Here is a 20,716-nt window from a genome sequence, read left to right as displayed (position 1 = left end):
GTCAGTCGGCGCGTCGGCCCAGTGCGTCGAGTTCGCGCAGCCCCGGGGTCCGCTGGATCACCGCCGTGAAGCTGACCTTCTCGCTGGCGGCGGTGAGCCCGGCGAGGACGGCGAGCAGACCGGCCCGGCCGAGCGGGCCGGTACGGGCGGCGAGCGCGACGCCGAGCAGCGCCCCGAGCGCGTTCGCGCCACTGTCGCCGAGCATCACGTCCTCGGCCAGGTCGTCGCGGAGCAGGCCGGCGGCGGCGCCGGCCGCGCCCGCGGCGATTCCGCCCTGCGGGCCACCGGTCAGCGGCGCGGCGAGCAGCAGCCCGGACTTGAGGGCGCGGCCCGGCCGCAGGTCGAGCAGATTCAGCAGGTTGGCCGTGCCGGCGATCACGCCGGCGCCGAGCAGCACGTCGACACCCCGACCGAACGCGCCGTGCCGCTGCCGGCGCGGGTGCGCGGCGACCCGGGGGTCGGCGGCGAGCAGCGCGGCGGCGCCCAGCCCGGCGGCACCCACCCCGACGACCTTGACCAGACCGGCGGTGACCCGCCCCTCGCGCAGCGCGGCGAGGTGCCCGGCGAAGCCCTTGGCCGCCTTCTGCTCCGGCCGCGCGCCGACCACGTCGTCGTACAGGCCGACGCTGCCCGCGCCGAGACCGGCGACCAGGGCGGCTCCACCGGCCGCGCCGCCGGTGGCACCGAACGCGCCAGCGGCAGCCGCGCCGGCGGCCAGCGCCGGCCCGGCGGCCAGGCTCACCGTGCGGCCACGGAAGTTGGTGCGCTCCAACGCGGGCCCGGCCGGCGAGGTGCGTGCCTCACGCAGCGCGTACCGGGCCGCCGCGGCTCCCGCGCCGGCGATCAGCAGCCGGCCCAGCGCGCTCACGCCGCCACCTCGCTGGCGCGGCAACACGCCACCTGGTCGGATCCGGACACGGGGGTACGTCGTTCGCTCACTGGGGCAGTCTAGGCAGCAGCGACGGGGCATTGTCGCCGACGCCGTACTGCCCTGCCTTCTTCTCGGTGAGTTGCTGCACCAGGGCGAGGGTGGTGACCACCTGGCCCTGCACGGTGTTGGCGTTGTCGACCGTGGAGATGGTCTGGGCGAGCACCGGGTCGCCGCGCACCACGCCGACCAGGTTGCCGCCGACGGAACCGTTGCCGGCCACCACGATCGACCCGGTGCGGTCGAACTGTTCGGCGATCTTGACGACCGACTCGTCCCGCTTGTCGGAGTCCTTGTCGACGTACGGCTGACCGCTGACCACGACGACCGCCTCCGCCGAGGCGGTGACCTTGTTGCTGTCGGTGGTCAGGTAGCCGGCGTTGTTGTAGGCGGCGAGCACCGCCCGCCGGTCGGCGTCGCTCACCGGCGTGACGCCCTGGGCACGGTCCAGCAGGACGCTGGCCAGCAGCGCGCTGGAGGTCTCCACGCCGTGCCCGTTGCCCGGCAGGCCGGTGGTCTGCGCGGTCGGGCGGGCCGCGGTGACGGCCAACTCCAGCAGGTTGGAGTTGTTGTCCGGGTTGATGAACTTGTCCTGCAGGTCGACCTGGCCGGTGATGGTGGCCCCGGCCAGCTGGAGCTTCTTCAGCACGCCCTCGGTGTGGTCACGCCCGTTGGGCAGGCTGAGCACCACGACCCGACGCCCGGCGAGGGTGCCGGGCAGGACGACCTGGGAGATCTCCTCGGCGAACTCCTCTTCCAGCGCGAGTTGCTTCTCCATGTTGCTGACCGTCTGGCGCCAGTGTTGGTTGTCCTTGCGCAGCCCGGTGACCTGCCCCTCGAGCGAGTCGGCGACCGGGCCGTTGAGGGCGGCTGTGCCGACCACCAGACCGATCGCCAGAGCCAGGAAGACCGCGGTGAGGGACACCACGTGGTAGCGGAAGTTGATCACGCTTGCAGCCTCTTGATCGGTCGGGAACTAGAAGAGCCGGTACAGCTGGAACACGAAATTGTCCCACCACTCGGCGACGACGCCCAGGTACGCCTTCCCGACGGTTGACACGGCCACCGCGGACGCCATCGCCGCGATCGCCGACAGCACCAGCAGCAGCAGCGACGAGCCGGAGATGCTCTGCCGGTAGAGCCGGCTCACCCCCTTGGCGTCGACCAGCTTGCCGCCGACCTTCAGCCGGGTCAGGAACGTCGAGGCCATCCCGCCACGGCCCTTGTCGAGGAACTCGACGAGGGTGGCATGGGTGCCGACCGCAACAAGCAGCGAGGCACCCTTCTCGTCGGCGAGAAGCATGGCCAGGTCCTCGCTGGTCGCCGCCGCCGGGAAGGTGATCGCCGGCACACCGAGGCCGTTGACCCGGGGCAGGCCGGGCGCGCGCCCGTCCGGGTACGCGTGCACGATCACCTCGGCGCCGCAGCGCAGCACGTCGTCGGTGACCGAATCCATGTCCCCGATGATCATGTCCGGGGTGTAGCCGGCCTCGACCAGGGCGTCCGCGCCGCCGTCGACGCCGATGAGCACCGGCTTGAACTCCCGGATGTACGGGCGCAGCACATCCAGGTCGGCCTTGTAGTCGTAGCCGCGCACCACGATCAGGCAGTGCCGACCCTGGATCTGGGTCTCGATGTCCGGCACCCCGACACCGTCGAGCAGCAGGTCGCGTTCCTGGCGCAGGTAGTCCATCGTGTTGGCGGCGAACGCCTCCAACTGCACCGACAGGCCCTCCCGGGCGTCGGCCATCGCCTTGCCGACCGACTCGGCGTCCTGGAGGCTGCCGTGCGCCACCGGCTCGTCACCGGCGAAGACAGTGTTGCCCTCGATGCGCACCTGGTCGCCCTCGCGGATCCGCTCGAAGACGCCCTCACCCAGGTCGTCGAGGAGCGGAATGCCGGCGGCGATCAACACCTCCGGGCCGAGGTTCGGGTAACGACCGGAGACCGAGGGCTTGGCGTTGAGCACCGCCGCGACCCCGACGGCGACGAGCGAGTCGGCCGCCACCCGGTCCAGGTCGACGTGGTCGATGACCGCGATGTCACCGGGGCGCAGCCGACCGACCAGGCGTTTCGTCCGGCGGTCAAGGCGCGCGGTGCCGAGGACTCTGCCCGGTTCGGAGTTCCGGTTCCGGCGCAACGTGGGTAGACGCATCGTGACCATCCTGGCATGTGAGGCAGGCTTTTCTGTCGCGACATGCCTGAGCAGGGCCGCCTACCCAGGGAAGCACACACCGGCACAAGCCGGTGTGCTTGCGCTCACAATACGCGGCGTCACAACCGCCTTTCCTTGGCGGCCACTGCCAGAAGCTCCTCGGCATGGGCGATACCCAGATCTGAATCGGGCAAACCCGCCAGCATGCGCGCCAACTCCCGGGCCCGCTCGGTGTCCTCCACCACCCGCACCCCGCTGGTCGTCACCGCACCGCCGGTGTCCTTCGCCACCACCAGGTGCCGGTCGGCGAACGCGGCCACCTGCGGCAGGTGTGTGACCACCAACACCTGGTGGCTGCGGGCCAGCCGGGCCAACCGGCGGCCGATCTCCACCGCCGCCTGACCCCCGACCCCCGCGTCGACCTCGTCGAAGACCAACGTGGGCGGGCCACCCGAGCCGGCGAACACGACCTCGATGGCGAGCATCACCCGGGACAGCTCACCGCCGGAGGCACCGCGCTGCAACGGCAGCGACGGCGCGCCCGGGTGGGCCAGCAACCGCAGCTCCACCTCGTCACCGCCGTCCGCTGTGACACCCACCTCGACGCCGTTGACCGCCAACGTCGGCTCGGCGCGCCCGGCCGGACGGGGCAGCACCGCCACCTCGATCCGCGCGTGCGGCATGGCCAACCCGGCCAGCTCGACGGTGACCTGGTCGGCGAAGCGGACCGCCGCCTCCTGCCGGGAGGTGGACACCCGCCCGGCGAGGTCGGCCACCTCGACGGCGAGGCGCTGGCCCTCCCGCTCCAACTCGTCGAGCACGTCGTCGGACATGTCCAGGTCGGACAGTCGGGTGCGCGCCCGGTCGGCCCAGGCGATCACCCCGTCGACGTCGTCGGCGTACTTACGGGTCAACGCGCGCAGCGCCGCCCGCCGCTCGTAGACGTGCTGCAACCGGGCCGGGTCGGCGTCCAACGTCGCCAGGTACGCCGACAGCTCCGCGGACACGTCGGTGACCAGCGTGGCCGCCTCCTCCAGGCGGGCCGCCAGCTCACCGAGCGCCGGATCGGTGCCGGACTGCGCCTCCAGGGTCCGCCGGGCGGTGCCGAGCAGCGCCGCCGCGTCCGGTGTCTCGTCGGAGGCCTCCACGCCACCGGCCACGCACTGCTGGGCGATCTGCGCGGCCGTGCGCAGGCCCTCGGCGTGCTCCAGCCGCTGCGCCTCGGTCTTCAGCTCGTCGTCCTCACCGGGCTGCGGATCGACCCGGGTGATCTCGTCGAGGCCCAACCGCAGCAGGTCGGCCTCCTGGTTACGCTCGCGGGCGTTGCGCCGCCGGTCGGCCAGGTCGTCGACGACCCGACGCCATCCCGTGTACGCCTCGCGCAACGCGTCGAGCAGCTTCTCGTGCGCGGGGCCGGCGAACCGGTCCAGCGCGGCCCGCTGCTCGGCCGGGCGCAGCAGCCGCAGCTGGTCGGACTGGCCGTGCACGGCGACCGCCTGCTCGCCGACCTCACCGAGCATCGACACCGGCATGCTCCGGCCGCCGACGTGCGCGCGCGAGCGCCCCTCCACCGTCACCGTGCGGCTCAGCAGCACCGAGCCGTCCTCGTCGGGTTCGCCACCGGCCTCGATGATCCGCGCGTGCACGGCGTCGCCGACCCGCCCGTGCAGCCGCAGCCGCCCCTCCACCACCGCCCGGCCGGGTTGGGCGCGGACCCGCCCGGCGTCGGCCCGGCCGCCGAAGAGCAGGCCGAGGCCGGTGACCACCATCGTCTTGCCCGCACCGGTCTCGCCGGTGATGACGTTCATGCCGCCGGTCAACGGCAGCGTGGTGTCTTCGATGACGCCCAGTCCGGTGATGCGCAGCTCTTCCAGCACAGCCACCGACAGTAGACGCGAGGCCCGACACTTGACCAGCCGACGGGCCCGGGTACGGCCCGTACCCGGCCGACGTACAGTTCTGCCCCGTGTGGGACGTGATCGGCCTGACCTCGGCTGAGGAGGAGCTCTACCGCTGCCTGCTCCAGCTCACCACGGCCCGCATCGACGAGTTGGCCGTTCGCCTGCACCGGCCCCGTGAGCAGGTCGTCGCCCAGGTCGAGGCGTTGCGCGGCAAGGGCCTCGTACAGCCCACCGACAACGACCCGGACGCCCCGCTGCGCCCGACCGCCCCGGACGTCGCCCTCGGCGGGACGCTGCTGCGCCGCCAGGAGGACCTGGAGTCGGCCCGCCGACTGGTCACCCAGTTGGCCGAGGAGTACCGCTCCGGGCTGCGCCGACACCACGTCGACCACCTGGTGGAGGTGATCACCGGCGCCCGGGTTCTTCGCGACCGCCTACGCGATCTGCAGAACTCGGCGCGGACCGAGGTGCTCTGGTTCTGCCGGGCCAATCCCCTGGCCATGGCCGGCCCGGAGAACGTCGAGGAGTTCGACGCGCTGGCCCGTGGGGTGAACTACCGGGCCATCTACGAACGGGACCTGCTGCTGGAGCCGGGCGCGTTGGCCGACCTGGCCAAGGGGGTCGCCGCCGGTGAGCAGGCCCGCGTCCTGGACCGGCTGCCGGTCCGACTGGCCATCGTGGACGCCCGCACGGCCATCTGCCCGTTGGTGCCGGACCGCGACGGCGGCGAACCGAGCGCCGCCGTGATCGGCCGCAGCCAACTGCTCGACGCCCTGCTCGCCCTCTTCGAAAGTCACTGGCGGGTGGCAACCCGGCTGCGGCTGGACGACCCGCTCGCCGTCGCGACGCCGGAGGCGCGACGGCCGGAGCCGGAGAACCAGCCGGGCGACGGTTACCAGCCCGACGCCGACGAGGCCCGGTTGCTGTCGCTGTTCGTGGCGGGCGTACCGGACAAGTCCATCGCCTCCCAGCTCGGGGTGAGCCGGCGCACCGTGCAACGACGGATCGCCGACCTGATGGCCGCCGCCGGCGTGGACACCCGGCCCGGGTTGGCGTTCCAGGTGGCCCGCCGCGGCTGGCTCTGACGCGGAGAGGGTCCGCCGTCGACCGACGGCGGACCCCCTCAACCGCAAGGGCGGGACGGCCGGGCCGTCCCGCCATGCCCGATCAGCGCAGCCCGTACGCCTGGAGCACCGTCTGGTCGACGGTGTTCCCGGCCCGGTCGGCGGCGTGCACCCGCAGCGACACCGTTCCGCGCCCCGCCGGCACGGTAGCGGTGTACCGGGTGCCCGACCCCGTGGTCGGCGCGTTGCGCCAGGTGACGCCCCCGTCGAAGGAGACCTGCACCCGGACGCTGGCGCCGGTCGGCGCCGGCACTCCGGCCGGCTGCCGCAGGGTCAGCCCGAGCTGGTGCGACCGGTTGCCGCGTACCGTGCCGAGCAGGTCGGCCGGCACCCGGTAGTCGACCTGGAGCAGCGACAACGGCGTGGCGGCGTCGCCCGCCGGTCGGGCCGAGGTGAACTCCCAGGCCGTGTCGGTCCGCGTGCCGTAGCGCCACTCGTCCGAGGAGCGCTGGGTGGTCACGTCCAGGCGGTAGCGGGCCGCCCCGGCGGTGGTGGGCACGGGCGCCCAGCCGTCGGAGAGGTCCGCGATCTGCTGCCCGTCGCGGCTGACCCGCGCCGCGACGGTGTCCGACTCCTCGCTCTCGCCGGCCACGCTGTAGTGGCCCTGCGCGTCGACGAATTCGGCCACCCGCAGATCCAGGTTGTCACCGGTGCGCGTGGGCACCGGCGCACCGCTGGCCGGAACGGCCGGGCGGATCACCGGCGCGTGCCAGGTCTCGGTCACCCGGTCGTCGGCGGCGTAGCGGCGGGGCTGCTCGGTCAGACCACCGGCCAACTGCCCCCACTGCATGAACATCTGCTTGTGCAGCACCCGATGCTGCCACCAGTTGTCGCCGGCGCTGACGAACTCCTGACGGGTGGTGCCGTTGCGGACCATGCGCTGGTCGTCGTTCCAGGCGTACTCCTGCCACGGACGCCAGCCGAACCGCTCCTCGGTTGCCCAGCCCGCACCCACGTCGCCGTAGCTCGCGGTCACCTCGGCGGTGTTCTTCGAGGTCACCGCGTGCACGACACGCTCCGGCACCCGACCCTTCGACACCTGCCACACGTCGTACAGGTAGGGGCTGTCCACGGTCAGCGTCAGGTCCAGCGTCGCCCGGCCCCTGCGCGCTGCCGCGATCAGCCGCTGCCCGTCGTCGTACGCCACTGCCATCGACGGGATCGGCAGCCGCTCTCCGGTGGGCCGCCAGACCGTCCACGCGCTCTGGTCCTCCGGCCGGACGATCAGGACCGCGGCGGCGCCGGCTGCCGCGGCGGCGGTCACCTGCTCCTCCTCGGAGCGGTTCGGGTCGGCGCTGAGCAGCACGGCGGCGCCCCGCACCCGGGTCAGCTCGGCGGGGGTGCCGGTGCCGGCCCAGACCAGCGGCAGCTTCCGCCGACCGGTCGGCGCCGGTGACGTGCCCAGCAGGTTGATGTCCGACGGACCGGACACCCCGCTGATCGTCGCGTCCACCATGGGCGCGACGAGCTGCCACCGTGAGGCGAACTCGAACTCGCCCCGGCGCACCTGGCGGGTCGGCGTCACGTTGACCTGCTGAACGGTGCTGTAGGCCATCACACCGTGGTCAATCTGCCGGCCGTTGCCCAGAACCCGGTGCACGTAGTAGCTGAGCGTGGCCCGCTGCTCGCTGGGCTTCGGCGTCTCGATCCGCACCGGCGTGCCCTTACGCGCGTCGAGCACCACGGTGATATCCCGGTCGACGGTCACCTCCGGCTCGATGATCTGCGTCATCTGCTCGTCCAGGGGGACGCCGTGCGTGAGCAGCGCGGTCAGCACGTACGGGCCCTCCTCGACCTGCAGGGTGCCCTCGCCACCCCACATGCCCCAGAAGTCCGACTCGGGCTGCTCACCGAAGACGGTCAACCCCGGCGAGAGGCCCGGCTGACCCTCCCGGTCGAGCAGCTTGATGGTGAGTTGGTGCACAGGACCGCTGACGGTGAGCCCGACCGGGGTGCGCACGGCGACGCCGTCCGTGCCGGTCGCCACCAGCCAGCCACCGTGCGGGCCCCGGCCCAACTTCGCCGGGTCGGCGCGCAGCGGCACGGCCACGCTGCCGCCCGCCGGCACTGTCACCTCGCCGGAGGTCACGGCGACCCCGTCGGGCTCGGCCGCTCCGGTGTCCAGGTTGCGGAGTTCCAGGGCCAGCCGCAGTGTCTGCGCGGTCTTCGTGCCGTTGGTGTACGTCACGGTCCGCTCGACCGCGGTACCGCCGGTGGAGATCCGGCCGAAGTCCGCGGTGGCCGAGGCGTACACCTGCTGCCCGAGCGCCCGCGCCACGTCGACCCGACCGCCACCCTGCTCGAAGACGGTGAGTGCCGGGTTCGCCTTCGTGGTGCTGACAAGCGCGTCCTTGAGTTTCGCGGCGGGCCAGTCTGGGTGTTCCTGGGCGAGGATCGCCGCCGCTCCAGCCACGTGCGGAGTGGCCATCGACGTGCCCGACGCGGTCGTGTAGGCGTCGTCCACCGGCGTACCCATTGTGGTGCCGGCGGCCCGCGCGGCGACAATGCCGACGCCCGGCGCGGTGATCTCGGGCTTGAGGCCGTTGTCGCCGAGGCGCGGGCCCCGGCTGGAGAACTCCGCCAGGTTGTCGGCGCGGTCCACCGCGCCGACGGTGAGCGCCGCCGCGGCCGCGCCGGGCGCGCCGACGGTACGCGCGGCGCCCGAGTTGCCGGCGGCGACCACGAAGAGCGCGCCGGTCTCGGCGGTCAGGTCGTTCACCGCCTGGCTCATCGGGTCGGTGCCGTCGGTGGGGTCGCCACCGAGGCTCATGCTGACCACCTTCGCGCCGGAGTGGGCGGCCCACTCCATGCCCGCGATGATGGACGAGCTGAAGCCGGAGCCACCGTCGTCGAGCACCTTGCCGACCAGCAGCTGCGCACCCGGGGCGACGCCCTTGCGTCTCCCGTCGGACGCCGCCCCGCTGCCGGCGATGGTGGCGGCCACGTGGGTGCCGTGGCCGTGCCCGTCACGGGCGCTGCCGCTGCCGGAGAAGTCCTGCGCCTCAGCGATTCGACCGGCCAGGTCGGGGTGGGTGGCGTCGACACCGGTGTCGAGCACCGCCACCTTCACGCCGGCACCGTCCCGCCCGGCGGCCCAGGCGGTCGGGGCGCCGATCTGCGGCACGCTGTGCTCCAGCGTCGGGCGGACCCGCCCGTCCAGCCAGACACGGGCGATGCCAGCACCCAGCCGGGGCGCGGCGGCAGTCGTGGTCCGGCTGGCCGGCGTACCGGCGAGCGTGGTCCACAGGCCCCCGAGGGCGCCCTTGCCGACCCGCAGCGCGGCGCCGTTGATGCTCTCCAGCGGCCGGGCGTCAGTGGCACCGGCAAGCGGCTTGACCCGCCCGGCCGCCTGCTCCTGGTAGCGAACGATCAGCGGCAACGCGCCCTGCGCAGCGTCGCCGTATCCGTCGGCGGCCAACTCCTGCACGTCGAACAGGTTGGCGTCGAGGACCCCGCTCGAGACGTAGGGCAGGGCGTCGCTGGGCAGCACCCGCAGCCGGCCGTCGACCTCCAGGGTCTGGAAGATGACCCGCTCGCGCCCGGGTCCCGGACGGACGGTGGCGGCGACCCGGCCCGGCGCCGCGGGCGCGAGCTCGACCTGGTCGCCGGTGATCAGGGTGACGCGGACGGGTGCCGCGTGCGGGGTGGGCGTGCCCGATGTGGGGCCGGTGGGCCGGGCGGGCGGGTCGGCGGACGCCGGTGCGGCGACGCCGACCACCAACGCGCCGATCGCGCCGACGGCGAGCCAGCGTGGGGACCAGTGCATGCGATGCGCTCCTCTACTCCTCCAGGCCCGCCATCCGTAGATGAGGGCCGATCGGAGTCTGCGTCGGAGCGTGTCACCAGGTCACTAGTCGCCCGCCGCCGCAGCGGCGACATGTCGTCAGGTGGACAACTCACATCCACCGACTGTGTGCGCCACGGTCACCGGCGGCTGCCGCGCCACCCGTGCACGGGGAGGCCGAACTTGGCCACCAGCCGGTCGGTGAACGGGCGGGGGCGCAGCCGCACGATGCGTACCGGCAGGGCGCCCCGTCGCACCGTCACCCGCGCGCCGGGTGGCAGGTCGTAGACGCGCCGGCCGTCGCAGGAGAGCACGGCGAGGGTGGTGAACGGGTCCACGGTGATCACGAAGGTGGACGTCGGGGCCGTGACCAGCGGGCGGCTGAACAGCGCGTGCGCGCTGATCGGCACCAGCAGCAGCGCTTCCACCTCCGGCCAGACCACCGGGCCGCCACCGGAGAACGCGTACGCGGTGGAGCCGGTGGGGGTGGCGCAGACGACACCGTCGCAGCCGTAGCGCGACAGTGGCCGCCCGTCCACGTCGACGAGAAGCTCGAGCATCTGGGCCCGCTCGCCCTTCTCGATGCTGATCTCGTTGAGCGCCCAGGACTCGATGGTCGGCCCACCGTCGAACTCGGCGGTGACGTCCAGTGTGAGCCGCTCGTCGACCGTGTAGTTGCGGCCGACGACGTCCCGGACCGCGGTGTCCAGGTCGTCGATCTCCGCCTCCGCCAGGAAGCCCACCTTGCCGAGGTTGATGCCGAGCAGCGGCGCCTTCGCGGGCCGGGCCAGCTCGGCGGCGCGCAGAAAGGTGCCGTCTCCACCGAGCGCGAAGACGATCTCGGCGCCCTCGGCGGCCTGCGGGCCGGCGACCGGCACCACGCCGGGCAGGTCGAGGTCGTCGGCCTCGTCGGCGACCACCCGTACCTCGAAACCCGCGTCGATCAGGTCGGCGGCGACCGACCGGGCGTGTTCCGTGCTGCGCCGACGGCCGGTGTGCGTCACCAGCAGCGCGGTCCGGCTCATCGCGCCACCGGCCCACGCCGGAGCGGGCGGCGTCGCGCCAGCGGCGCCTCGGCGCGCCCGCCTGTCAGCGCGCGGCCCGTTGTGACGTCCTCGCTGCGCGTGTTCACCCTGCGACCTCCTCCGCCGCCACGTCCGGCACGTCGCCGGCCGTCGTCGAGCCGTCCGGCCCGGCCGCCACCACGGCCCGCACCCGCTGCGGGTCGGCCGCTGGTGCGCCCCGGCGCAACCATACGAAGAACTCCACGTTGCCGCTCGGCCCGGGCAGCGGGCTGGCCGCCACGTCGGCCAGCCCGAGGCCGAGCCGCTCGGCCGTCGCGGCCACGTCCAGCACCGCTTCGGCGCGCAACTCCGGATCGCGGACCACACCGCCGGCGCCGACCCGGTCCTTGCCGACCTCGAACTGCGGCTTGACCATCAGCGCCAGGTCACCGTCGTCGCGGGTGCAGCCGGCCAGCGCCGGCAGCACCAACCGCAGCGAGATGAACGACAGGTCGGCGACAGTGAGGTCGACCGGGCCACCGATCGCGTCGGCGTCGAGGGTACGGACGTTGGTGCGCTCCAGGACGCGGACCCGCTCGTTCGTGCGCAGCGGCCAGGCGAGCTGCCCGTAGCCGACGTCCACGGCCACCACCTCGGCCGCGTCGGCGCGCAGCAGCACGTCGGTGAACCCACCGGTCGACGCTCCCGCGTCCAGGCAACGCCGCCCGGCGACGTGCAGCCCACCGGGGGCGAACGCGGCCAGCGCGCCGGCGAGCTTGTGCCCGCCCCGGGAGACGTACTCCTCGGCCGGGTCCGCGCCGGTCACCAGGAGCGGGTCGGCGGGGTCGACCATCGCGGCCGCCTTACGGGCGACCACGCCCCGCAGTTGGACCCGGCCGGCCTCCACCAACGCGGCGGCCTGCTCACGGGAGCGGGCCAGACCGCGGCGGACGAGTTCGGCGTCCAGCCGGTTACGACGTGCCATGCGTGTGGTTCTCCGGTCTGCTCAGGCCTGGTCGTCCCGCTCAGGTCTGGTCGATGGTGGCGAGGGTTTCCCGCAGCGTCTCGTAGGCCGCCTCGTACTGGGCGATCTGGTCGGCCGGAGCAAGTGTCGCCGCGTTGGCGAGGGACTGCACGGCGGCGTCCACCGCCGGATGCCGCGCTTCATCGTCCCCGAGGTCCGGTGGCGGCCCGGGGCGGGCACCCACCGGCGGGCCAGGCCGGGGCGGGCCGCCGGCCTGGGGGCCGGGGCGGGCCGGGAACGAGCTGCCGGCCGGCGGACCGGGCCGGGCCGGGAAGGACCCGCCGGGCGGTGGACCGGGCCGGGTCATTCGGCGTCGTCCGACCGCGGCTTGCGGACCGCCTTCTTGGCGGGCATCACGGCCGGCGTCGGGACGTCCTCGTCGGCGGTCCGGCTGATCGTCGCCGGCGGCTTCCTGGCAATGGCCTTCTTGGCGACCGCCTTCTTCGCCACGGCCTTCTTCGCCACCGGCGCGGAGACCGGGGCACCGGCCGAGGAGTCGGACGGCACGAGCCCGGCGTCGGGCCGCGCGGCGACGGTCGGATCGGGTTGCGGCGTCGGGCCGGCGGTCGGCCCGCCGGCCGGCTCGGCGGACCGCGCCTCCCGTAGCTGCCGTTCCAGGTCGTGCACCCGCCGGGTCAGCTCGGCGACCTCGTCGGCGGTGGCCAGCCCGACCGCACCGAGGGCCCGGTCGACCTCGAAACGGACCAGCTTGGTCAGCGCCTCCCGGTTGGCGGCGCCGGTGGTGACAAGCTCCTCGCCGAGGGCCTGGAGTTGGGCGGCGGTCGCACCGCCGGAGCCGACCAGGCGACGAGCCACGTCCTGGGCCTTCTTCCGGGGCGCCTCCGCAAGGCCCATGGCCAGCTCGAGGTAGGCGCGCCACGCGTCCTGCATGCCTGAGTCCTTCCACGGGGCGGGGTGTGCAGGTGTCACGCTACCGGGCACCCCGGACCAACCCGTGCGGTACGGTGCCGAGGACGGCGTGGCGATCAGCGAGGGGGAGATGTGGCCAGCGTGGACGAGTGCCGGCAGGCGTTGCAGGAGCTGGCCGCCCGGTTGGATCGCAACGCCGAGACAGTACGCGAACGAATCGACCTGGACCGCACGTTGGCCTGCCGGATCACCGACCTGGACACCGCGTTCCACGGCCGGATCACCGGTGGTCGGCTGGTCGAGCTGACCGACGGCGACGACCCCAAGGCCAAGATCGCGCTGAGCACGTCCAGCGACGACCTGCTCGCCCTGGTCCGAGGCGACCTGGACGTCACCAACGCGGTGACCTCCCGCCGGGTGTCGATCAAGGCCAACCCGTTCGACCTGCTCAAGTTGCGCAAGCTGCTCTGACTGTGAGGCTGGCCGGGTCACGCCGCCGCGGTCAGACCGAAACTCTCCAACGCGTGGGCCGCGTCCGGGCCCACCGGGCGGATCTTCGGCAGCGCCGGCACCGTCGCCGACCAGGCCACCGCGCAGAGCGCGGCCAGGGCGTCCAGCGGTCGGCCGGCCCCGGCCAGCTCCAGCGTGCCGTCCCGGTCGGTCACGGACCAGCCGCCAGCGTCCGCCGGGCCCGGGACCCGCACCGCGGCAGCCGGGTCGAAGAGCCCCGCCAGGTCCCTCGCCACGTACGTGGGACGGCGCCGCGGCTCGGCGGCCAGCAGCTCCGGTACGCCGCTGACGCCGGTGAGCACGAGCAGGCTGTCCAGCCTCGCCCGGCGGGCGCCCTCGATGTCGGTGTCCAGCCGGTCACCCACCACCAGGCTCCGCCCGCCACCACTGCGCCGAGCGGCCGTCTCGAACAACGCCGACTCCGGCTTGCCGACCACCACGTCGGGGTCCCGCTCCAGCGCCGTCCGCAGCACGGCGACCAGCGAACCGTTGCCGGGCAGTGGTCCCCGCCCACTGGGCAGGGTGCGATCGGTGTTGGTGGCGATCCAGATCGCACCCGCCCGCACCGCGATCGACGCCTCGGCCAACTCGGCCCAGCCGACCTGCGGGCCGTACCCCTGCACCACCGCCGCCGGCTTCTCGTCGGCCTGGGTGACCGGGGTGAGACCGACAGCGCGCAGCTCCGCGCGCAGCGCCTCCGCACCGACCACCAGCACCGACGCGCCGGCGGGCAGCCGGTCGCGCAGCAACTCGGCCGAGGCGGCGGCGGAGGTGAGGACCTCCTCCGGCCGGGCCGGCACACCCATCCCGGTCAGCAGGTCAGCGACCTCGCTGGACCGGCGGGACGCGTTGTTGGTGGCATACGCCACCGCCCGTCCCTCGGCGTGCAGCCGGGCCACCGCCTCGACGGCGCCGGGGATCGGCCGGTCGATCAGGTAGATCACGCCGTCCAGATCGAAGACGACCAGGGTGTACCCGTCGACCAGCCGCTCCCCCACGCCCGCGCTCACCGCTGCGTCGAACCCGACTCGTCGTCCCGGACCGGCACGGTCCCGTCGGCGTCCGCCGCGTCGACGTCCGACGTCACGCCGCTGTCGCCAGCGGTGTCCACGTCGGCGTTGCCGCTCTCGGTGGGGTGACGGTCCTCGTCCTCGCCGTCGAAGCCTTCGTCGTCGACGGGACGGCCGACAGCGGCGTCCTCCTCGTCGTCGTCGAAGTCCTCGTCATCGTCATCGTCGTCGTCGTCGTCATCGTCGTCGTCGTCGACATCATCGTCGTCATCGTCATCGTCATCGTCGTCGTCGTCGTCGACATCGTCATCGTCGTCGTCGTCGTCGGTCAGGTCGGCGTCGGGTCGGGCCGGCACCGCGCCAGGAGTGCCCGGGCCTGCGGCGATCTCCTCGGCGGCCTCGTCCTCGTCGTCACCCTCGATGACCACGCCGTCGAGCTCGAGCAGGCGCTCGGCGGCGTCCGTCTCGCCCTCGGTGTCCACGTCGGCAGCGCGGGAGAACCATTCGCGGGCCTCCTCACGCCGACCCACCGCGAGCAGCGCGTCGGCGTACGCGTACCGCAGCCGGGCCGTCCACGGCACTGTGGCTTCGCTGGTGAGGTCCGGGACCTGGAGCATCGCGACCGCAGCGTCCTTCTGCCCGAGGTCGCCCCGCGCGCCGGCAGCGACGATCAGCAGCTCGATCGCCACGGCCTGGTCCAGCTTCTCCCGATCCGCGCCACGGAACAGGTCGATGGCCCGCTCCGGCCGGCCGAGGGCCCGCTCGCAGTCCGCGAGTACGGCCAGGTGGCTCTGCAACCCGCTCATCCGGTGGTACGTGCGCAGCTCGGCGATCGCCGACTGCCACTCCCCCGCGTGGTACGCGGCCAGACCGACCGCCTCGCGGACAGCGGAGATGCGCGACGCGAGCCGCCGGGCGGCCAGCGCGTGCGCCAACGCCTCGGCCGGGTCCTCGTCGATCAGCTGCCCGGTGGCGACCAGGTGTCGGGCCACCGTCTCGGCGACCGGCTTGTTCAGCGAGAGCAGCTCAGCGCGGACGTCCTTGTCGAGGTCGGTCGCGACGATGTCGTCCGGCAGCGCCGGGGCCGAACTACGCCCGCCCTCGAACGACTCGGAGCCACCCGCCCGGTCGTCGCGACGGAACTCCCCCTCGCGACGCGGCCGCTCGTCGGCCCGGAAACCCCCGGTGCGCTCTCCACCCCGGTGGCCGCCCTCGCGGTCACCGCCACGGAAACCACCCTCACGGGGAGCGCTGGAACGCGAACCATCCCGGTCGCCACCACGGAAGCCGCCCTCACGGCGGTCGCCGCCCCGGAAGCCGCCCTCGCGGGGAGCGCCCGAGCGCGAACCGTCGCGGTCGCCGCCCCGGAAGCCGCCCTCGCGGGGGGCGCTGGAACGCGAGCTGTCGCGGTCGCCGCCACGGAAACCACCCTCACGGCGGTCGCCGCCACGGAAGCCACCGTCGCGGTCACCACCACGGAAGCCACCCTCGCGCGGCGGGCCGGAGCGAGTGCGGTCGCCACCCTGGTAACCGCCCTCACGACGGTCACCCCCACGGAAACCACCCTCACGGTCACCACCGCGGAAGCCACCCTCGTGGGGAGCACCCGAGCGCGAACCGTCGCGGTCCCCACCGCGGAAGCCACCCTCGCGGGGGGCGCTGGAACGCGAGCCATCGCGGTCGCCGCCACGGAAACCACCCTCACGGCGGTCGCCGCCACGGAAGCCACCGTCGCGGTCACCACCACGGAAGCCACCCTCGCGCGGCGGGCCGGAGCGAGTGCGGTCGCCACCCTGGTAACCGCCCTCACGACGGTCACCCCCACGGAAACCACCCTCACGGTCGCCGCCGCGGAAGCCGCCGTCACGGGGAGCGCCCGAACGCGAACCGTCGCGGTCACCACCACGGAAACCACCCTCACGGCGGTCGCCACCACGGAAACCACCGTCGCGGTCACCACCGCGGAAGCCACCCTCGCGCGGAGCGCCCGAACGCGAACCGTCCCGATCGCCGCCCCGGAAGCCACCCTCACGGTCGCCACCGCGGAAACCGCCCTCACGACGGTCGCCGCCACGGAAACCACCGTCGCGATCTCCACCGCGGAAGCCACCCTCACGGGGGGCGCTGGAACGCGAGCCATCGCGGTCGCCACCACGGAAACCACCCTCACGGCGGTCGCCACCACGGAAACCACCGTCACGGTCACCGCCACGGAAGCCACCCTCGCGCGGCGGGCCGGAACGAGTGCGGTCACCGCCCTGGTAACCGCCCTCACGACGGTCACCCCCACGGAAGCCACCCTCACGCGGGGCGCTGGAACGCGAACCGTCCCGGTCGCCACCCCGGAAACCACCCTCACGGGGGGCGCTGGAGCGCGAGCTGTCCCGGTCGCCACCACGGAAGCCACCCTCGCGGCGGTCGCCGCCACGGAAGCCACCATCGCGGTCACCGCCACGGAAGCCACCTTCGCGGGGGGCACTGGAGCGCGAGCTGTCACGATCGCCGCCACGGAAGCCGCCCTCGCGGGGCGCACCGGACCGGAAACCACCCTCGCGGGGAGCACCCGAGCGCGAACCGTCCCGGTCACCGCCGCGGTAGCCGCCCTCACGGGGGGCACTGGAACGCGAGCCATCGCGGTCGCCGCCACGGAAACCACCCTCACGGCGGTCGCCGCCACGGTAGCCGCCCTCACGGGGGGCGCTGGAGCGCGAGCTGTCCCGGTCACCACCACGGGAGCCAGAATCGCGGCCGCCGGCGTATCCGCCTCGGGCGCCGCCGCTGTCGCGGTCTCCCCGGTATGGGGGCCGGCCTTGGTCATCGCGGCGCGGGCCGCGGTCGCGTCCGCCCGCACCGTCAGTACGGTCTTCGTAACGACGGGGACGGTCTCCGCCCTGCGGTCCTGAACTCACAGGTACATCCTTCCTGATTGCGCCACCAATGGCGCTACGCAGTCGAGGGCCGACCCGGATGGGGCGGCCCTCGACTGGAAGATTGTCCGGCGGCGTCCTACTCTCCCACACCCTCACGAGTGCAGTACCATCGGCGCTGGAGGGCTTAGCTTCCGGGTTCGGAATGTAACCGGGCGTTTCCCCTCCGCCATGACCGCCGTAACTCTATGAACATATCAAACAACCCCGGCACAAAATTCACGGGTGTTCGCTTGTTCAGAGTTGCACAGTGGACGCGTAGCAGCTTAGTAGTCAAGTCCTCGGCCTATTAGTACCGGTCAACTGAACCCGTTACCGGGCTTACATTTCCGGCCTATCAACCCAGTCGTCTAGCTGGGGGCCTTACCCCACCAAGGTGGGTGGGATACCTCATCTTGAAGCAGGCTTCCCGCTTAGATGCTTTCAGCGGTTATCCCTTCCGAACGTAGCTAACCAGCCGTGCCCTTGGCAGGACAACTGGCACACCAGAGGTTCGTCCGTCCCGGTCCTCTCGTACTAGGGACAGCCCTTCTCAAGTATCCTACGCGCACGGCGGATAGGGACCGAACTGTCTCACGACGTTCTAAACCCAGCTCGCGTACCGCTTTAATGGGCGAACAGCCCAACCCTTGGGACCTGCTACAGCCCCAGGATGCGACGAGCCGACATCGAGGTGCCAAACCATCCCGTCGATATGGACTCTTGGGGAAGATCAGCCTGTTATCCCCGGGGTACCTTTTATCCGTTGAGCGACACCGCTTCCACTCGCAAGTGCCGGATCACTAGTCCCGACTTTCGTCCCTGCTCGACCTGTCAGTCTCACAGTCAAGCTCCCTTGTGTACTTGCACTCAACACCTGATTGCCAACCAGGCTGAGGGAACCTTTGGGCGCCTCCGTTACCTTTTAGGAGGCAACCGCCCCAGTTAAACTACCCACCAGACACTGTCCCTGAACCGGATAACGGTCCGAAGTTAGATACCCAAATCAACCAGAGTGGTATTTCAAGATTGCCTCCACCCATACTGGCGTATGGACTTCACCGGCTCCCACCTATCCTACACAAGCTAATTCGAGTACCAATGTCAAGCTATAGTAAAGGTCCCGGGGTCTTTCCGTCCTGCCGCGCGTAACGAGCATCTTTACTCGTACTGCAATTTCGCCGGGCCTGTGGTTGAGACAGTGGGGAAGTCGTTACGCCATTCGTGCAGGTCGGAACTTACCCGACAAGGAATTTCGCTACCTTAGGATGGTTATAGTTACCACCGCCGTTTACTGGCGCTTAAGTTCTCCGCTTCGCCCCGAAGAGCTAACAGGTCCCCTTAACGTTCCAGCACCGGGCAGGCGTCAGTCCATATACATCGAATTACTTCTTCGCATGGACCTGTGTTTTTAGTAAACAGTCGCTTCCCCCTGCTCTCTGCGGCCATACAACGCTCCACCCGCGCGGGGCTTCACGTCTCCGGCCCCCCTTCTCCCTAAGTTACGGGGGCAATTTGCCGAGTTCCTTAACCACAGTTCGCCCGATCGCCTCGGTATTCTCTACCTGACCACCTGTGTCGGTTTGGGGTACGGGCCGCTAAGAACTCGCTAGAGGCTTTTCTCGGCAGCATAGGATCACTGACTTCACCTGAATCGGCTCGGCATCACGTCTCAGCCTTCATGTGTTGCGGATTTGCCTACAACACGGCCTACACGCTTACCCCGGCACAACCACCGGCCGGGCTCAGCTACCTTCCTGCGTCACCCCATCGCTTGACTACTACCCATCAGGTTCCCACGCTCCCTCAACTCAGTCCGAAGACCTCACCAAGTTCGGATGGTTAGCACAACGAGGTTCATCAGGGACGCTCTTTCGCGGGTACGGGAATATCAACCCGTTGTCCATCGACTACGCCTCTCGGCCTCGCCTTAGGTCCCGACTCACCCAGGGCGGATTAGCCTGGCCCTGGAACCCTTGGTCATCCGGCGGAAGGGTTTCTCACCCTTCTTTCGCTACTCATGCCTGCATTCTCACTCGTGCCGCGTCCACAACTGGGTCACCCCGCTGCTTCACTCGCGGCACGACGCTCCCCTACCCATCCACACACCTGCACAAGGAATCAAGTCCAAGCGAGGATAAAATGTGAATGCCACAGCTTCGGCGGTGTGCTTGAGCCCCGCTACATTGTCGGCGCGGAACCACTTGACCAGTGAGCTATTACGCACTCTTTAAAGGGTGGCTGCTTCTAAGCCAACCTCCTGGTTGTCTATGCGACCCCACATCCTTTTCCACTTAGCACACGCTTAGGGGCCTTAGCTGGTGATCTGGGCTGTTTCCCTCTCGACTACGAAGCTTATCCCCCGCAGTCTCACTGCCGCGCTCTCACTTACCGGCATTCGGAGTTTGGCTGATTTCGGTAAGCTTGTGGGCCCCCTAGACCATCCAGTGCTCTACCTCCGGCAAGAAACACGCGACGCTGCACCTAAATGCATTTCGGGGAGAACCAGCTATCACGGAGTTTGATTGGCCTTTCACCCCTAACCACAGGTCATCCCCCAATTTTTCAACATTGGTGGGTTCGGCCCTCCACGCGGTCTTACCCGCGCTTCAGCCTGCCCATGGCTAGATCACTCCGCTTCGGGTCTAGGACACGCGACTGAATCGCCCTATTCAGACTCGCTTTCGCTACGGCTCCCCCACACGGGTTAACCTCGCCACATGCCACTAACTCGCAGGCTCATTCTTCAAAAGGCACGCCGTCACCCCGCAAGGCTCCGACGGATTGTAGGCGAACGGTTTCAGGTACTATTTCACTCCCCTCCCGGGGTACTTTTCACCATTCCCTCACGGTACTTGTCCGCTATCGGTCACCAGGAAGTATTTAGGCTTACCAGGTGGTCCTGGCAGATTCACGGCAGATTTCAGGGGTCCGCCGCTACTCGGGAACACCCACAGAAGGTCAGCAACTTTCACCTACCGGACTCTCACCGTCTACGGTCAGCCATTCCAGACTGTTCGACTAGCCACTGACTTTGTAACTCCTCGAACAAGTGTCAGCTTGTTCAGCGGGGTCCCACAACCCCGACCACGCAACCCCTGACAGGTATCACACGCAGCCGGTTTAGCCTCGATCCGCTTTCGCTCGCCACTACTCACGGAATCACTAAATTGTTTTCTCTTCCTACGGGTACTGAGATGTTTCACTTCCCCGCGTTCCCTCCACACACCCTATGTGTTCAGGTGTGGGTGACACCACATGACTGGTGCCAGGTTTCCCCATTCGGACACCCTGGGATCACAGCTTGGTTGACAGCTCCCCCAGGCCTATCGCGGCCTCCCACGTCCTTCATCGGCTCCTGGTGCCAAGGCATTCACCGTTCGCCCTTGACAACTTGACCACAAAGATGCTCGCGTCCACTGTGCAATTCTCAACAAACGACCAACCCACAACCCGATCCGCCCCACACCAAAACCCAGCCCCTCTCAGGACCAGCGGTA

Annotated in this window: 14 protein-coding genes and 2 rRNA genes; 3 read left to right on the top strand and 13 right to left on the bottom strand. The window is 70.9% G+C overall.

The features are described 5' to 3' along the window. Nucleotide 1: 1 nt before the first annotated feature. From IW249_RS21365 to recN, 4 genes are all read right to left on the bottom strand, one after another. The gene (locus IW249_RS21365; RefSeq protein ID WP_196922373.1) at nucleotides 2-868 is read right to left on the bottom strand and encodes a hypothetical protein; all 867 of its coding nucleotides are present in this window, start codon (nucleotides 866-868) and stop codon (nucleotides 2-4) included. A 67-nt stretch (nucleotides 869-935) separates the two neighbouring features. Beyond that, on the bottom strand, nucleotides 936-1,877 hold the full coding sequence (locus IW249_RS21360) for a copper transporter (RefSeq protein ID WP_196922372.1): 942 nt from the start codon (nucleotides 1,875-1,877) through the stop codon (nucleotides 936-938). 27 nt (nucleotides 1,878-1,904) lie between these two features. Then, a complete protein-coding gene (gene steA, locus IW249_RS21355; protein WP_124773929.1) occupies nucleotides 1,905-3,083 on the bottom strand; it encodes a putative cytokinetic ring protein SteA in 1,179 nt (392 codons plus the stop codon). A gap of 119 nt (nucleotides 3,084-3,202) precedes the next feature. After that, entirely contained in the window at nucleotides 3,203-4,960 is a 1,758-nt protein-coding gene (gene recN, locus IW249_RS21350; protein ID WP_196922371.1) for a DNA repair protein RecN, read from the bottom strand. Between the two features lie 89 nt (nucleotides 4,961-5,049). On the opposite strand from recN, the gene IW249_RS21345 reads away from it, so the two are divergent. Continuing rightward, nucleotides 5,050-6,069: a helix-turn-helix domain-containing protein gene (locus IW249_RS21345; protein WP_196922370.1), complete on the top strand. Its 1,020-nt coding sequence runs from the start codon at nucleotides 5,050-5,052 to the stop codon at nucleotides 6,067-6,069. 82 nt (nucleotides 6,070-6,151) lie between these two features. Here the strand turns inward: IW249_RS21345 and IW249_RS21340 are convergent, their stop codons facing one another. The 5 genes from IW249_RS21340 to IW249_RS21320 form a co-directional block, all read right to left on the bottom strand. Next, nucleotides 6,152-9,874, bottom strand: a complete 3,723-nt coding sequence (locus IW249_RS21340) for a S8 family serine peptidase (protein ID WP_196922369.1) — start codon at nucleotides 9,872-9,874, stop codon at nucleotides 6,152-6,154. 158 nt (nucleotides 9,875-10,032) lie between these two features. Next, nucleotides 10,033-10,917, bottom strand: coding sequence for an NAD kinase (locus IW249_RS21335; protein ID WP_091407282.1), 885 nt, complete (start codon nucleotides 10,915-10,917; stop codon nucleotides 10,033-10,035). A gap of 103 nt (nucleotides 10,918-11,020) precedes the next feature. Beyond that, nucleotides 11,021-11,881: a TlyA family RNA methyltransferase gene (locus IW249_RS21330; protein ID WP_196922368.1), complete on the bottom strand. Its 861-nt coding sequence runs from the start codon at nucleotides 11,879-11,881 to the stop codon at nucleotides 11,021-11,023. 40 nt (nucleotides 11,882-11,921) lie between these two features. Beyond that, nucleotides 11,922-12,104 (bottom strand): hypothetical protein, encoded by a 183-nt coding sequence (locus IW249_RS35045; protein WP_196924894.1) that lies wholly within the window; start codon nucleotides 12,102-12,104, stop codon nucleotides 11,922-11,924. A gap of 119 nt (nucleotides 12,105-12,223) precedes the next feature. After that, nucleotides 12,224-12,811 (bottom strand): phasin family protein, encoded by a 588-nt coding sequence (locus IW249_RS21320; protein WP_196922367.1) that lies wholly within the window; start codon nucleotides 12,809-12,811, stop codon nucleotides 12,224-12,226. A gap of 111 nt (nucleotides 12,812-12,922) precedes the next feature. On the opposite strand from IW249_RS21320, the gene IW249_RS21315 reads away from it, so the two are divergent. After that, a complete protein-coding gene (locus IW249_RS21315; RefSeq protein ID WP_030334914.1) occupies nucleotides 12,923-13,261 on the top strand; it encodes an SCP2 sterol-binding domain-containing protein in 339 nt (112 codons plus the stop codon). Nucleotides 13,262-13,278: 17 nt separating this feature from the next. Here the strand turns inward: IW249_RS21315 and IW249_RS21310 are convergent, their stop codons facing one another. Next, a complete protein-coding gene (locus IW249_RS21310) occupies nucleotides 13,279-14,310 on the bottom strand; it encodes an HAD-IIA family hydrolase (RefSeq protein WP_196922366.1) in 1,032 nt (343 codons plus the stop codon). Beyond that, entirely contained in the window at nucleotides 14,307-15,302 is a 996-nt protein-coding gene (locus IW249_RS21305) for a tetratricopeptide repeat protein (protein WP_307788656.1), read from the bottom strand. The genes IW249_RS21310 and IW249_RS21305 overlap by 4 nt, the downstream gene beginning before the upstream one ends. Between IW249_RS21305 and IW249_RS21300 the strand changes: the two genes are divergently transcribed. Next, on the top strand, nucleotides 15,291-17,213 hold the full coding sequence (locus tag IW249_RS21300) for a hypothetical protein (RefSeq protein ID WP_196925112.1): 1,923 nt from the start codon (nucleotides 15,291-15,293) through the stop codon (nucleotides 17,211-17,213). The genes IW249_RS21305 and IW249_RS21300 overlap by 12 nt on opposite strands. A 90-nt stretch (nucleotides 17,214-17,303) precedes the next feature. Here IW249_RS21300 and rrf read toward each other — a convergent pair. Both rrf and IW249_RS21290 read right to left on the bottom strand, forming a co-directional pair. Further along, nucleotides 17,304-17,420, bottom strand: a 5S ribosomal RNA gene (gene rrf, locus IW249_RS21295). Between the two features lie 86 nt (nucleotides 17,421-17,506). Next, nucleotides 17,507-20,616, bottom strand: a 23S ribosomal RNA gene (locus IW249_RS21290). Nucleotides 20,617-20,716 lie beyond the last annotated feature (100 nt).

This window comes from Micromonospora vinacea (assembly GCF_015751785.1).
In the GTDB taxonomy this organism is placed as follows: Bacteria; Actinomycetota; Actinomycetes; order Mycobacteriales; family Micromonosporaceae; genus Micromonospora; species Micromonospora vinacea.
Note: the sequence above shows the minus strand (reverse complement) of the source record. Positions and strands in the feature narration are given on the sequence as shown.